Genomic DNA, 13,084 nt, shown 5'->3' with positions numbered 1-13,084 from the left:
AACAACCTGAATGTATGTTTCATCACGCAAATTAGGGTTCAACGCCTAAAAAGCGGTAAATGCTTCGCCCTCAGAGCTTGCCGAGCAAGGCAAGGGTCGGCCATGCGTCTGCGGGCAGGCCCAACCGTTGCTGTTCAAGTTGCACCGCAATGCGGGTGCGCGCGCCAAGGATGCCATCCACTTTTCCCACATCATGACCGCGCGCCTGTAGCTTGGATTGCAGGGCTTTCATCTGCTCTGCGTTCAATCCCTTGTCTGGTGCGCCGCGGTCCATTTTCGGCGCGCCTTCGATCAGGGTTGCGAAATAGGCGGCGGTCACGACATAGGTAAAGCTTTGATTCCAGTCGAAATAAATATTGAAGTTCGGATATGTGATGAAGGCGGGGCCCTTGTGGCCCTGCGGCAGGATCAGCGATGCGGTTGCGCCGCGAAACAGGTTCCCGCTGCGGGCTGTCACTCCCATATCGGCCCATGTACTGACCGGTTTGGTCACATGTACGCCGGTTTGGGACCAGTCGAAATTGTCGGGCAGGCGCACCTCTTGCAGCCACGGTTCGCCCTTGCGCCAGCCGAAATCAGCCAGCATCGCCGCCCCGGACATCAGCGCATCGGGCGCAGAGGTTTTGAGGCGCACATGCCCATCGCCATCCGCGTCCTGACCGTTTTCAAGGATGTCGCGGGGCAGCATTTGTACCATGCCGATTTCACCGGCCCATGCGCCGGTCGTGGTTCTGGGGTCGAAATCGCCCATCTCATACAGCTCGAGCGCGGCAAACACCTGCGGGCGGAAGAGATCCGGCCTGCGGCAGTCATGGGCCAGCGTGACGAGCGCGTTGGCCGTGTTGAAATCGCCCTGATAGGTTCCGTAGGCGGTTTCAAAGGCCCAGAAGGCCAGCAAAACACCCCGAGAGACACCGTAGCGGCGATCAACGCTGTCAAAAACGGCGTCATATTCGCGGCCCAGTCGTTGACCTTTGGACAACCGCGCATCCGAGATCAGATTGCGGGAGAAATCCAGAAAGGGGCGTTGAAACATGCCCTGATCCCGATCCGCGCGCAGCACGCTTTGACTTTGTTGGATACCTGAGAAAAAGCGATCAACGCTTGCGGGGGCATGTCCCTTGCTGACCGCTTCGGCCTTCATATTTTGCACGAAGTTATCAAAGCTGCCCCCGCAGGCTGCGAGAAGCGGCAACGGGGAGAGGGCAAAGCAAAAGACGAAGGCAAGTGTTTTTAAGCGCATCGGAAACTCCGGACTGTTCTACGGCAGGATGGCAAGTACCACGCAAAGGGTAAACATCATGCCCCATGCTTTCCACAAAATAGAAAGGCTCGCGTCGATATCATCCGCGGTCAGCACTTTGCGCCCTGTGCCGTTCACCCATGGGAAGTCCTGCAGCTTGCCGTCATAGGTGCGCGGACCGGCCAGCGCGATGCCAAGGGCACGGGCCATCGCGGCCTCCGGCCAGCCGGCGTTCGGGGATTTGTGCAATCTGGCATCGGCACGGATCGCAGCCCCGTCCCATTGCCATGCAGCGGTCGCGATCAGCAGAGCGGTGAGCCGCGCGGGCAGGATGTTGACCAGATCGTCCGTGCGCGCGGCGGCCCATCCAAAGGCGTGATGGCGCGCCGTGCGATAGCCGATCATGCTGTCGGCGGTATTGATCATCTTATAGGCCAGCATCGCGGGCAGCCCGCCGATGAGAAACCAGAAGGCGGGGGCGATCACGCCGTCCGACATGTTTTCCGCAGCACTTTCGATGGCGGCACGCGCGGTTTGAGACGGGTCCATGTCGGATGTATCGCGGCTGACGATCATCGCAACAGCCGCGCGACCCTCGGGCAGAGAGCACCGCAGGCCCTTGGCAACTGCCGCGACGTGATCGCTCAAAGAGCGCTGCGCGAGCAGAATGGCGGCGATGATCCCTTCGGCAAGGGGGCCGAGGGTAGACAGGGCAAAGCCCGTGATCACAGCGCAGCCAACCGCAAAAATCAGGCAGACCGTTCCTTTTGCGCGCTGTGCCGGGCCGGTGTTGAAGGTTCTGTCCAGCCAGCCGATCAGCCTGCCCATGAGGACGGCCGGATGGGGCAGGCGGGACCAGAGCCACTTGGGTTCCCCAAGGACCGCGTCCAGCAGCAACGCACAGAGCAGAACCATCGCCAGCGTCATGCCAGTGCGTTTTCCAAGCGTTCCCATTGGACGGGATGCGGTAAACCGAGACGTAGCCATTCCTTGTTATAGGGAAAAACACGGGTCCAGATGTGATGTTCCGCCAGCCGCTCCTGCCAGCGGGCGGCATCGCAAACGCGGTACAGGCGGAACAGGGATGTGCCCCCGATCAGCTGCGCATCGGCGTTTTGCATCAGGGCATCCAACCGGGCGCTGTCCTGCGACAGCCGTGTTCTTGTCGCGTCGGCCCATGCGGTATCGGAAAGCGCGCGGGTTGCGATGTCGAGGGCCGGACCTGCCACGGCCCAGGGTCCCTGCCGGGACTGCAGCGTGGCGATCAGTGCGGGATCACCGATGGCAAACCCCAGCCGCAGGCCCGCCAGCCCCCAGAATTTACCAAAACTCTTCAGGACGATTGTGCCGGGGCGCGTGGCGAGGTGGATCAGCGATTTTTCGGGGGCCACGTCGCAAAAGCTTTCGTCGATGATGGTGAGGGTGGCCTTGGGGGCGGGCAGCATGTCGTCGCGCCAAAAGCGCCCATCGGGATTGTTGGGATGCACAAGCACCTGAGCGGCGGCTTGGGCGTCCGTGCCGACGGTCCAGCGATGCGCGTCAAAGGCGGCTGCGTGCTCGTTATAGGTGGGGGTGGGGATGCAGACCGTGCCGGGAGTGGCGAGACCGGGTATCTGTGCAATGAGGGCGGAGGCGCCGGGGGCTGCAATGATCGCGGCGTCCGAGGGCACGCGCCACAGGGTACGCGCAGCATCCAGCAGGCGATCGGAGGCCATCTGGTCGGGCAGGGCTGTCCAGCAGTTTTGCGCAACCGGGAGTGTGGGATAAGCGACCGGATTGATACCCGTCGACAGGTCAATCCAGCCGATTCGGCTGCCACCAAAGCGTCTGCGGGCTGCGTCGATACCACCGCCATGATCACGTCGTATTGTTGTCAAGAACAGGTCCTATACGTAGAATTTCGGCGTATTTTCGCGTTATTGGTGTTGCTCAAAGCGGATTTCAGCCGGTTATTCAAGTCTGACGGAAACGGTTAACATTTAAGCTAAACTCTTAACCGTTTCTTAATCTTTGAGGCACACCAATTGTTTATTATTTCAAAGATGTGTTGTTGTATCGCGCCAGAATGGAGGCTGCATGAAAGTCCTGATCGTTGAAAGCGAGAATGGCCTGGCTAAGATCTGGCAGAGGCATCTCCAGCGGATGGGGATGGACGTCTGTTGTGCGGGTGGTGAAACCGATGCTATTGCGCATCTGAGTGAACACCAGACTGATATTATCATTCTCGATCTTGTGCTGGCCGAGGGGTCGGCACTGGCGGTGGCAGATTATGCGAGCTACCGGTTGCCGGAAGCACGGGTTGTCTTTGTGACCAACACGTCCTTCTTTTCGGACGGGTCGATATTCTCATTCGCGCCGAATGCCTGCGCTTTTGTGCAAAGCGCGACACCACCGGAAGACCTTGCCGCCATTGTCGAACACTACGGCCCCGCTGAAGATGCGGCACCACACGGCATGGCGTGATCCAAAGGCGCGCCTGCGGCGCATGACATTTTCTGTTTGCCCAGCAGTACCGTCTGCGCACAGCCGGGTGCGACGGGGTTAGACGCGGCCGTGGCGGCTGTGGAAATCCAGAACCGGGTTGATCGGGATGATCCGGTTGGGATTGATCGTTTCGTGGCTGTAGTGGTAGTGGCGCACGATATGGTCGAAGTTGACCGTGTTCGCAACGCCGGGCGTCTGATAGAGATCGCGGGTGTATCCCCACAGGTTTGGATAATCCACGATGCGCTTGCGGTTGCATTTGAAATGCAGATGATACACCGGATCAAAGCGCACAAGCGTGGTAAACAGCCGCCAATCTGCCTCTGTCAGCTGGTCGCCCATGAGGTATCGGTTGTGTGACAGGCGCTCTTCGAGCCAGTCGAGGGTGTCGAACAGGGGGACAATCGCCGCATCATAGGCCTGTTGAGTCGTGGCGAAGCCCGCCTTGTACACACCGTTGTTGAAGGTGTCGTAGATGCGCTCGTTCACCGGAGCGATGGCGTCGCGCAGGGGTTCGGGCCAATAGTCATCGCTGTTTCCGGTCAGCCCGTTGAAGGCCGCATTGAACATGCGGATGATCTCGGAGCTTTCGTTTGAGACGATGGTTTCGCGCTGTTTGTCCCAGAGGATCGGCACGGTGACGCGGCCAGTAAACCTGGGATCGGCGCGGGTGTAGATGTCGCGTGCAAAAGCGCTGTTGTAGAGGGTGTCGCCGGTGGCACCCTTGTCATCGGCTTCAAAAGTCCAGCCTTCGCCCAGCATGTCGGGATGAACGGCGGAGATGGTGATATGATCCTCAAGACCTTTGAGCGTGCGAAAGATCATGGTGCGGTGCGCCCAGGGGCAGGCATGGCTGATATAGAGATGATAGCGGCCCGAATCAGGGGTGAAGCCGCCTGTGCCAGATGGCCCGGCACTACCGTCATGGGTGATCCAGTTGCGAAACTTCGCGTCCTGGCGTTTAAAGGACCCGCCCGTGGATTTGGTATCATACCATTGGTCATGCCAAACGCCGTCAATCAAAAGACCCATGTCACCTCTCCTTTTCGATCAGGTCTATCGTAAGCCATTGATTCAAGGAGACCCATAATCCGGTTCGCGCAGGATCGGTGCATTGTTGCACAGCCTTGGCCAGTGACATAAAAACTTAACTTGCAATTTACCAGACTTCGGGCACTCCTTGTGGCAGGGGAAGAAGGAGTTGCGTAGAAATGGAAGCGGTATTTTCCAAGGAAATTCAATCTGGTCTGGATCAGGCCAGAGTAGAGGGCATGAAAAAATCCTCGCGTCTGCGCGTCTGTGTGGATGGGAAGAAACAAACTGTTTTGCGCATGTGGAAAACCGGTTTTGCGATGGAGGCTGATGCGCCTGACATGCGTGGGATGGTCGATCTTTATGATGGCAGCATCCATCTGTTCCGCTGCCTGGTTGTGACCAGTGAGGCGGAAGCGGGTGAGCGGCAGTATGAATTCAAGCGGGCAACGGCGGTCCGCGGAACGCCGGCGCTGGATTTTGAAGTTCCGGAACACACACCTGCCGGTTTGATCGCAGACGCCCGCTGATTCCTATTGCAGATCGCTGAAGGCGTCTTTCAAGCGAGCGCAGGCCTCTTCGACCCTGTGGTGCTGCGTGGCGAGATTAAACCGCAGGAATGTCTCCCCGCCCGGACCGAAATCGGGCCCGGCGCTTGGCGCGATACGGGCGGATTTCCTGACGCGCTGTGATATCTCATCATAGCTCATCCCGGTCCCTGAGAAATCAACCCAAGCCAGATATGTCGCCTGCAGCGGCATGGAGGTGACGCCGGGGATCGTTGCAATTGCCGCATCAAAGGTCTTGCGGTTCTGATCGAGGTGCTGGATCTGCGCATCGGCCCATTTGGCGCCTTCGGGCGAATAGGCGGCAGTGATCATTTGCAGGCTCAGTGCTGCGGGTTTGTAGTCGAGCGTATTGAGCCGGTGCTGCATTTCTTTACGCAGTTTCGCATCCGGGATGATCATGTTGCCGGTGCGCTGGCCTGCGATGTTGAAGGTCTTGGAGGCCGCCGTGAGGACGATCAGGCGATCCTCGACCTCGGGGGCGGCGATGTGCATGGGCACAAAGGTATGGTCGGGGAATACCAGATCATGGTGTATTTCATCGGACACAAGGATCAGGTCGTTTCGCGCGGCAAACTCCGCAATCCCGCGCAACTCGTCTGTTGTCCAGACCCGGCCCGATGGGTTTTGCGGTGAGCACCAGATCAGCATCTGTTCAGAGCCATCAAGGCGCGATTGTGCGTCCTCAAGGTCAAGCACATAGCTGTCACCTGTGTGTTTGAGCGGACAGGTCACCGCCTCGCGACCCGCTTTTTCGATCTTGATCTGAAACTCGTGATAGACGGGCGTGAAAATCACCACCCGCGCGCCGGGGTCCGTCCAGAGGTCAAGGCACAGCGCGATGGCATTGCCCAACCCTTGCGAGGTCAGCGCCCATGAGGTGTCGATGTCCCAGTTGTGGCGCGTTTTCATCCACCACTGAATGGCATTCAGATAGTCATCATGGATCGGCATATAGCCAAAGACACCGTGATCCGCCGCGCGGCGCAAAGCGTCGATCACGCAAGGGGCGGTGGCGTAGTCGCTGTCTGCGGTCCACATGGCGATGCCGTCTTGCTGCGGCACGTCATAGAGCTTTTCCATCATGTCCCATTTGCTGCTGTGCGTGCCGCGACGTTCGATGGGATCGTTGAATGACATGATGTGCTCCTGTGTGTGCTTCGGGCGCAAGCTACCGGGAAACGAGGCAAGCGCAAGCCTGAGATCAGTTGCACAGCGCGGGCGCTTGACCTAAATGAAAAATATGAAACGAAGTATCATCCTGCACCCGGATCCGCGGCTCAAGAAAATAGCGGCGCCTGTCGCTGATATCAGCGATGAATTGCGCCAGCTTGGCGATGACATGCTTGAGACGATGTATGATGCGCCGGGCATCGGGCTTGCCGCCCCACAGGTGGGTATCTTGCAGCGCGTCTTTGTGATGGACTGCGTGAAAGAACCGGGGGAAACGCCGCGCCCGATCGTCATGTTCAACCCCGAGGTGATTGCGACCTCTGATGAGACGAATGTCTATGAGGAAGGGTGCCTGTCGATCCCCGAGCAGTTTGCAGATGTGACCCGCCCGGCAGATGTGGAGCTGCGCTGGATGGATCGTGACGGTGCGGAGCAGACAGAAGTCTTTACCGGGCTGTGGGCAACATGCGCCCAGCACGAGATCGACCATTTGGACGGCAAGCTGTTTATTGACTACCTCAGGCCGTTGAAGCGGCAGATGATCACCCGCAAGATGGTCAAGCTGAAACGGGAACTGGCCCGCACATGAGCGTGCGCGCTTACCTTCAATGGCCAGACGCGCGGCTGCGCACGGCTGCCGCTGATGTACCGGAGATCACGCCGGACGTGCTGGGCATCTGGGATGATATGATCGATACGATGGATGCCATGCCGGGGGTGGGCTTGGCGGCCCCGCAGATCGGCGTGATGTTGCGGCTGGCCGTCGTGGATGCATCAGACTCGCGCGACCGGCGCATTCGTCTCGCCAATCCGGAGATTATCGAGGCGTCTGCCATCATGAATGATCATGAAGAGGCGAGCCCGAATTTACCCGGTGTGTTTGCCAAAGTCCGACGTCCGCGCGGCGTGACCGTGCGTTTCATGGATGAAACCGGCACCTATGTGCGGCGCGATTTTGTCGGGCTTGAGGCGACGAGCGTGCAGCATCAGATCGACCATTTGCAGGGAAAAATGTATTTCGACAATCTCAGCAAGGTGAAACGCGATATGCTGCTGCGCAAGGCGCGTAAACTGAACGGCTAGTGCCCTCTGGAGGATAAGATGCGTTTGGTTTTCATGGGAACACCTGATTTTTCGGTCCCTGTGCTTGAAGCACTGGTGGCGGCAGGACATGAGATCGCCTGTGTCTATAGCCAGCCGCCACGCCCGGCGGGACGGGGCAAGAAAGACCGACCCTCGCCTGTTCAGGCGCGGGCAGAGGCGCTTGGGCTCCCGGTGCGCCACCCGGTGTCGCTGCGCAGCGAAGAAGCGCTGGCGGATTTCGCGGGGCTGGAAGCCGAGGTTGCAGTGGTCGTGGCTTATGGGCTGATCCTGCCGCAGGCCATTCTGTATGCGCCCACGCGCGGCTGTCTGAACATTCACGCCAGTTTATTGCCGCGCTGGCGGGGGGCTGCGCCGATCCACCGCGCCATCATGGCGGGGGATGCGCAAACCGGCGTGTGCATCATGCAGATGGAGGCAGGTCTTGATACCGGCCCCGTGCTTGCACGTGAAACTGTCGATATAGGGCCTGAGGAGACAACAGCGCAGTTGCATGACCGGCTAAGTGCCCTGGGCGCGGTTTGTATTGTCGACACGCTGGCGCGGCTCGATCAGCTTGAGGCAGTGCCTCAGACGGAAGACAGTGTGATCTATGCAGCCAAGATCGACAAGGCGGAGGCGCAGGTGGATTGGGAGCAACCTGCCGAAGACGTGGATCGGCTGATCCGTGGGCTGTCGCCGTTCCCCGGTGCCTGGACCTTGCTGGGCGACACGCGCGTCAAACTGCTCGGGTCGCGCATTTCTGAGGCCTCGGGGGTGCCGGGCACGGTCCGGCTGAACCCGCTGCGGGTGGTCTGTGGCACAGGGGCGGTGGAACTCACGCAGGTGCAGCGGGCGGGCAAAGCGGCGCAGAGTGCGGCTGATTTTCTGAACGGCAGCGCAATTGAAGACGGCACCCTGTTTAAAGGAAGAAACTGATGTTCCCGACGTTGATTGGTACGGTTGTGATCGCGGGCCTTGTGGGGTTCTTTTCCGAAAGGTCTGGGTTTACGCACAACGGCTATGTGCAGAGCATCATCATCTGCATTGGCGGTGCCTTCGTGATGTATTTCGTAACGCTGATGTTCGGGATCGGCTTTCGCAGCCCCGGCATCAACGCGATTGCGTCCTCCGTCGGGGCGCTGATCATCGTGCCGACCCGGTGGCGTAAATGATCACTGCGCCGGGGTGCGCAGCGCCAATGTCTCTTCGTCCTCGACCGTTGCGCGCACGCACAGCCTGAGCAGGGGCGGCACGGTCAGCAGGGTCAAAAACGCCGACATGGACAGACCGCCCACCACCACCGCGCCGAGGCCACGATAAAGTTCAGAGCCTTCGCCGGGGAAGACGACCAGCGGCAGCATCCCACACACGGACGTCAGGGTGGACATGAAGATCGGGCGGATGCGATTGCGCGTTGCCTCTTCAATGGCGTCAATCGGAGACATGCCTTCTTCACGCAGGTGAAACAGCGTCTGATGCACGATCAGAATGGCGTTGTTGACGACGATCCCGACCAGAATGATGAACCCCAGCAGGGTCAGCGTATCCAGCGGTTGCGTCTGGAAGGTATTGAGCAAGGCCAGACCGCCAACACCACCCGCAGCGGCCACAGGCACCGAGATCATGATGACCAGCGGCAGCACGAAGCTTTCGAAAAGGATCGCCATGACGAGGAACACGATGATCAAGGCCACGGCAAGGTTGATCTGGATAGCCTCCCACGTCTGGCTAAGCTGATCTGCGGTGCCGGACACGCTCATCCGCACACCATTTGGCAGGCCGCTTTCTTCCAGAACGTCGATGACCTCTGACTGTAACAGTTCAACGGCCTCTTCCAGCGCCAGCGCGTCGGAGGGTCTGACCTCAAGCGTGACGGTGCGCAACCGATCCCGGTGGCGTATTTCCGTCGGGCCTGCGGTGACGACCACATCGGCAAGGGCCGACACCGGAATGATCTGACCGGAGGGGGTGACGACAGGATAATTCCCGATGTCCTGCGTGCGCTGCCCGACCTGCAATCCCGGATCGCCCTTCAGCATCAGATTAACCCGTTCTGCGCCCACGGTTATTTCAGCGACGCGCAGTCCGTCGTTAAAAGCGTCCACCGTCACGGCAAGATCGGACGACGTGAGCCCGGCATCTGCGAGACGCAACCGGTCCGGCACCAGACGCACCTCTGGCGCGCCGAGTTCCAGACCCGGCCTTGGGCGGAACTGGTGCCCCTCAGAACGCGGCAGGAGTTGCGAAATCGTGCCTGCGGCGCGGCCTGCAACGGCCAGAATATCGTTGAGGTCCTGACCGGAGATGTTCAGCTCAATCGTGCGCCCCCCGCCGACACCCCGGCCAAAGAGTGACGGCTGCGTCATGAAGCCAAAGGTGCCGGGTTCGGCAAATATCGGTTGCGACAAGACAGGGATCAATGCCCCCGCCTGCGTGCCATCCACTGCGGATGCGCCGACGAAGCTTGCCCCCGGGCGCGCTACGAAAAAGAAGTTGTCAATCGTGGGCGTGCCGTCTTCGGTGCGTGTCTCGGGTGCGGCTTCCCAGAGAGGTCGGGCGACTGTTTCGATCCGCTCGGCAATGGTCTGCGTCGTATCAAGGTTATAGCCGGGCGGCGGGATGATCAGGCCAAAGACAAGGTTCCGGTTGCCCTCTGGCAGATACTCAAGCCGCGGCAAAAAGGTGATCGTTGCCACCGCAGCACCCCCTGCGATCAGCGCCACCATGAACAGCCCCAGAGCGCGGAACCGCACGGTCAGCCGCACATAGGACATGACCAGCCCATGGAATCCGCGCGCAAGGTGATCAAGCCCCCAGATGTTGATCTTTTTTTGATCGCCTTTTGACAGCAGTTTGCTGGCCAGTGCCGGAATCACCGTGACCGCGACCACAAGCGACAGGAGAACCGACACCGAGATGGCGACAGCAATGTCACGGAACAACTGGCCCGCCTCAAGCTGCATGATGAGGATGGGGACGAAGACCAAAACGGTGGTCAGCGCTGAGACAAGTATCGCGCCCCAAACCTGTTTCGCGCCGAGATAGGCGGCCTCGCGCCTTGATTTGCCTTCTTCCCGCAATCGGTAGATGTTTTCGAGCACCACAATCGCGGCATCGACAATCATCCCCACCGCAAAGGCGATCCCGGCGAGCGAGATGACATTGAGCGTGCGCCCGGTGGCGGCCATCGCGACAAATGTGGACACGATGCTGACGGGAATCGCCAGAGACACAACGAGCGTGGCGCGCGGGCTGCGCAAAAACGCCATCAGCACCGCGGCGGCGAGCGCCCCGCCGATCCAGATGTTCTGCGTCACCAGATCAATGGCGCCGTTGATATAGACGGTTTCGTCGTAGGCCTGCCGCATGTTGAGCCCGGCCTCTGCCACCGGACCTGCCGAAAGTTCGGCCAGAACCTCTTTGACCTCGGCCATGGTTTCGATGACATTAGCGCCGGGTTCACGGACGATATTGAACGCCAGCCCCGGTTCGCCGCGAAAGCGCAGACGCGAGTTGGCTTCTTCAAAGGCAAAACTGACTTCGGCCACATCTGCCACCCGCACGCGGCCTGACCCGCCCGTACCGATGTCAGAGCGCAGGACGACCGATTTGATGGCCTCAACGGTGTTGAGGTTGCCCTCGGCACGCACCACATAGCGGCGCTTGCCTTCTTCGACGTCGCCTGCGGAGAGGGAAATGTTTTCGTCCCGCAGAACACGCACGACTTCGGGCACGGTGAGGTCAAAGCGCGACAACCTGCGCGGGTCCACCACGACCTGCAACTCGCGGGTGACACCGCCAAAAACATTGACCGCCGAGACGCCCTCGATCCGTTCGATCCGGTCCTGAATGACGTCTTCGACGAAATCGCCATAGGTGGGCATTTCGCGGGTGTTGCCCTCTTGCGCTGTCAACAATATCCACGCGATGGGGCTGTCATCTGCGCCGGATGTATCCAGTGTCGGTTCGCTGGCCTCATCGGGATAATCACCGACACGGTCCAACCGGTTTGACACCAGCAAGAGCGATTGCACCATGTCTGTGCCGACACCGAATTCGAGTGTGATTTCCGCCTCGCCGGTGCGCGAGCGGGAGGTCATGATATCCAGCCCTTCGAGGCCCCTGAGCGCCTCTTCCTGCGGGTTGACGATCTCGCGCTCAATCTCGGAAGGGGCCGCGCCGGGCCACTGCGTTTCAATCACCACGATGGGCTTTCGCACATCCGGTGCGAGCTGGATCGGGATGCGGCTGACGGCGATGGTGCCAAACAGAACGGCCATGATGACGGCGGCCATCACGGCAATCGGGCGATCAATTGCGTAGCGGATCAGATCCATGGGCTAGCCTTTCTCGCTGCCGGTCATCGGCGTGATTTCCTGTCCGGGGCGCAGCCGTTCATTGCCGCGCGTCACAACGATGTCGCCCTCGCTCAACCCATCCAGCACCTCAAAGCGATCCCCCAGTGCGACACCGATCTGCACGGTGCGCGGTTGCGCCTGCCCATCCGCCGCCACAAAAACGGTCCAGCCGCCGCGGGCTTGCACCAAGGCGTCTTTTGGCACCGACAGAACCTCGCGCGGGGCGCTGATCGGGATGTTGATCGTGATGGACTGGCCGATGGCCAAACGGTCCAGAGAGGCCAGATCGGACGATGTAAACCGCACCGGACGGGTCCGCGTGGCCGTATCCTCAACGGGCAGCAACACGCGCACGTTCAATTCCAGTGACACGCCCGTCTCGGTGTATCCGGCAACCGTTTGTCCGGGTTGCAGGACGCTGACATATTTTGATGGTACGCTGGCCTCGATTTCCATCGACAGAACATCCAGCAGGGTCACGACGGCAGAGCCTGATGCGATAAACTCACCGGGGTTGATCTGCACCTCCAGCACGATGCCGGCATAGGGGGCGGTGATCCGCGCGCGGTCCAGTTGATACCGGGTCTCTGCCAGATTTGCCTCGGCGGTCTGGACTCGCGCCTGTGCTTCGGCGAGCAGCCCGTTGGCCTCGAACAGATCGCTTTGCGCATCATCAAAGCGGCTGGTGGAGAAAGACGCCGTGTTGCGTAACCCCTCAATCCGCGCCAAGGCATTGGCCGCGCGGTTAACGCGGGTTTCCGCAATCACGATGCCTGCACGCGCTTCTGACAGTCGCGCCTGCGCCTGACGGGCCAGAATATCCAAAAGCTCGGTGTCCAACGTCGCCAGCATCTCGCCCTGACCGACCGCCGTCCCTTCCAGCACCATAATTTCGTCAACGGTACCCGCGATCCGGCTTGCAATCGTACCCTCGCGCACTGTCACCACCTCTGCAAAGAGAGGCACGGTGTCAGCGATGGTTTTGATCTCGACGGTTTCGACACCGACGGCGGCAGGTCCGCCCTGCGCAACGGCCGTGGCCGGGAAATTCAGGCAGAGCGCGGCAAATAACGCGCATGCAAAACGAGATAAGGAAAAGGGGTGGGTCATGGGGAAGCCCTGTAAAAACGATCTTGTCACAGCTA

13 protein-coding genes are annotated in these 13,084 nt (G+C 60.0%); 6 read left to right on the top strand and 7 right to left on the bottom strand.

Annotation, left to right across the window (positions count from 1 at the left end):
* Nucleotides 1-70 precede the first annotated feature (70 nt).
* Genes K5Q35_RS17010 through cobD form a run of 3 tightly spaced genes read right to left on the bottom strand, consistent with a single transcriptional unit; the run spans nucleotide 71 to nucleotide 3,120 of the window.
* Entirely contained in the window at nucleotides 71-1,243 is a 1,173-nt protein-coding gene (locus K5Q35_RS17010; RefSeq protein ID WP_220800556.1) for a lytic murein transglycosylase, read from the bottom strand.
* Nucleotides 1,244-1,261: 18 nt separating this feature from the next.
* On the bottom strand, nucleotides 1,262-2,170 hold the full coding sequence (gene cbiB / locus K5Q35_RS17005; protein WP_220800683.1) for an adenosylcobinamide-phosphate synthase CbiB: 909 nt from the start codon (nucleotides 2,168-2,170) through the stop codon (nucleotides 1,262-1,264).
* Nucleotides 2,167-3,120, bottom strand: a complete 954-nt coding sequence (gene cobD, locus K5Q35_RS17000) for a threonine-phosphate decarboxylase CobD (RefSeq protein ID WP_220800553.1) — start codon at nucleotides 3,118-3,120, stop codon at nucleotides 2,167-2,169. The genes cbiB and cobD overlap by 4 nt, the downstream gene beginning before the upstream one ends.
* A gap of 199 nt (nucleotides 3,121-3,319) precedes the next feature.
* Between cobD and K5Q35_RS16995 the strand changes: the two genes are divergently transcribed.
* Nucleotides 3,320-3,706: a response regulator transcription factor gene (locus tag K5Q35_RS16995; protein WP_013963288.1), complete on the top strand. Its 387-nt coding sequence runs from the start codon at nucleotides 3,320-3,322 to the stop codon at nucleotides 3,704-3,706.
* A gap of 78 nt (nucleotides 3,707-3,784) precedes the next feature.
* On the opposite strand, the gene K5Q35_RS16990 is transcribed toward K5Q35_RS16995, so the two are convergent.
* Entirely contained in the window at nucleotides 3,785-4,759 is a 975-nt protein-coding gene (locus tag K5Q35_RS16990; RefSeq protein ID WP_220800551.1) for a glutathione S-transferase family protein, read from the bottom strand.
* A 179-nt stretch (nucleotides 4,760-4,938) separates the two neighbouring features.
* On the opposite strand from K5Q35_RS16990, the gene K5Q35_RS16985 reads away from it, so the two are divergent.
* Entirely contained in the window at nucleotides 4,939-5,289 is a 351-nt protein-coding gene (locus tag K5Q35_RS16985) for a hypothetical protein (RefSeq protein WP_013963286.1), read from the top strand.
* Nucleotides 5,290-5,292: 3 nt separating this feature from the next.
* On the opposite strand, the gene K5Q35_RS16980 is transcribed toward K5Q35_RS16985, so the two are convergent.
* Nucleotides 5,293-6,465, bottom strand: a complete 1,173-nt coding sequence (locus tag K5Q35_RS16980; protein ID WP_220800549.1) for a MalY/PatB family protein — start codon at nucleotides 6,463-6,465, stop codon at nucleotides 5,293-5,295.
* A 103-nt stretch (nucleotides 6,466-6,568) separates the two neighbouring features.
* Here K5Q35_RS16980 and def (K5Q35_RS16975) point away from each other — a divergent pair, with 103 nt between their 5' ends.
* From def (K5Q35_RS16975) to K5Q35_RS16960, 4 genes are read left to right on the top strand one after another with little or no spacing between them, the layout of a single operon-like run.
* Nucleotides 6,569-7,087: a peptide deformylase gene (def, locus tag K5Q35_RS16975; protein ID WP_044025402.1), complete on the top strand. Its 519-nt coding sequence runs from the start codon at nucleotides 6,569-6,571 to the stop codon at nucleotides 7,085-7,087.
* Nucleotides 7,084-7,581, top strand: a complete 498-nt coding sequence (def, locus tag K5Q35_RS16970) for a peptide deformylase (RefSeq protein WP_013963283.1) — start codon at nucleotides 7,084-7,086, stop codon at nucleotides 7,579-7,581. Before def (K5Q35_RS16975) ends, def (K5Q35_RS16970) begins: the two co-directional genes overlap by 4 nt.
* 18 nt (nucleotides 7,582-7,599) lie before the next feature.
* The gene (gene fmt, locus K5Q35_RS16965; protein WP_013963282.1) at nucleotides 7,600-8,517 is read left to right on the top strand and encodes a methionyl-tRNA formyltransferase; all 918 of its coding nucleotides are present in this window, start codon (nucleotides 7,600-7,602) and stop codon (nucleotides 8,515-8,517) included.
* Nucleotides 8,517-8,753: a hypothetical protein gene (locus K5Q35_RS16960; protein WP_013963281.1), complete on the top strand. Its 237-nt coding sequence runs from the start codon at nucleotides 8,517-8,519 to the stop codon at nucleotides 8,751-8,753. The genes fmt and K5Q35_RS16960 overlap by 1 nt, the downstream gene beginning before the upstream one ends.
* Here the strand turns inward: K5Q35_RS16960 and K5Q35_RS16955 are convergent, their stop codons facing one another.
* The gene (locus tag K5Q35_RS16955) at nucleotides 8,754-11,918 is read right to left on the bottom strand and encodes an efflux RND transporter permease subunit (RefSeq protein WP_220800546.1); all 3,165 of its coding nucleotides are present in this window, start codon (nucleotides 11,916-11,918) and stop codon (nucleotides 8,754-8,756) included.
* Between the two features lie 3 nt (nucleotides 11,919-11,921).
* A complete protein-coding gene (locus tag K5Q35_RS16950; RefSeq protein ID WP_220800544.1) occupies nucleotides 11,922-13,049 on the bottom strand; it encodes an efflux RND transporter periplasmic adaptor subunit in 1,128 nt (375 codons plus the stop codon).
* Nucleotides 13,050-13,084 lie beyond the last annotated feature (35 nt).

The organism is Roseobacter sp. OBYS 0001, assembly GCF_019654895.1.
GTDB classification, from domain to species: domain Bacteria; phylum Pseudomonadota; class Alphaproteobacteria; order Rhodobacterales; family Rhodobacteraceae; genus Roseobacter; species Roseobacter litoralis.
This window is presented reverse-complemented; position numbering and strand designations above follow the sequence as displayed.

Bases quoted from the DNA above. Each gene is read 5' to 3' on its own strand.
- fmt (WP_013963282.1), top strand. From the start codon at position 7,600: ATGCGTTTGGTTTTCATGGGAACACCTGATTTTTCGGTCCCTGTGCTT.
- K5Q35_RS16960 (WP_013963281.1), top strand. From the start codon at position 8,517: ATGTTCCCGACGTTGATTGGTACGGTTGTGATCGCGGGCCTTGTGGGG.
- K5Q35_RS16950 (WP_220800544.1), bottom strand. From the start codon at position 13,049: ATGACCCACCCCTTTTCCTTATCTCGTTTTGCATGCGCGTTATTTGCC.
- K5Q35_RS17010 (WP_220800556.1), bottom strand. From the start codon at position 1,243: ATGCGCTTAAAAACACTTGCCTTCGTCTTTTGCTTTGCCCTCTCCCCG.
- K5Q35_RS16995 (WP_013963288.1), top strand. From the start codon at position 3,320: ATGAAAGTCCTGATCGTTGAAAGCGAGAATGGCCTGGCTAAGATCTGG.
- def (WP_044025402.1), top strand. From the start codon at position 6,569: ATGAAACGAAGTATCATCCTGCACCCGGATCCGCGGCTCAAGAAAATA.
- K5Q35_RS16985 (WP_013963286.1), top strand. From the start codon at position 4,939: ATGGAAGCGGTATTTTCCAAGGAAATTCAATCTGGTCTGGATCAGGCC.
- K5Q35_RS16980 (WP_220800549.1), bottom strand. From the start codon at position 6,465: ATGTCATTCAACGATCCCATCGAACGTCGCGGCACGCACAGCAGCAAA.
- K5Q35_RS16990 (WP_220800551.1), bottom strand. From the start codon at position 4,759: ATGGGTCTTTTGATTGACGGCGTTTGGCATGACCAATGGTATGATACC.
- cbiB (WP_220800683.1), bottom strand. From the start codon at position 2,170: ATGACGCTGGCGATGGTTCTGCTCTGTGCGTTGCTGCTGGACGCGGTC.
- def (WP_013963283.1), top strand. From the start codon at position 7,084: ATGAGCGTGCGCGCTTACCTTCAATGGCCAGACGCGCGGCTGCGCACG.
- K5Q35_RS16955 (WP_220800546.1), bottom strand. From the start codon at position 11,918: ATGGATCTGATCCGCTACGCAATTGATCGCCCGATTGCCGTGATGGCC.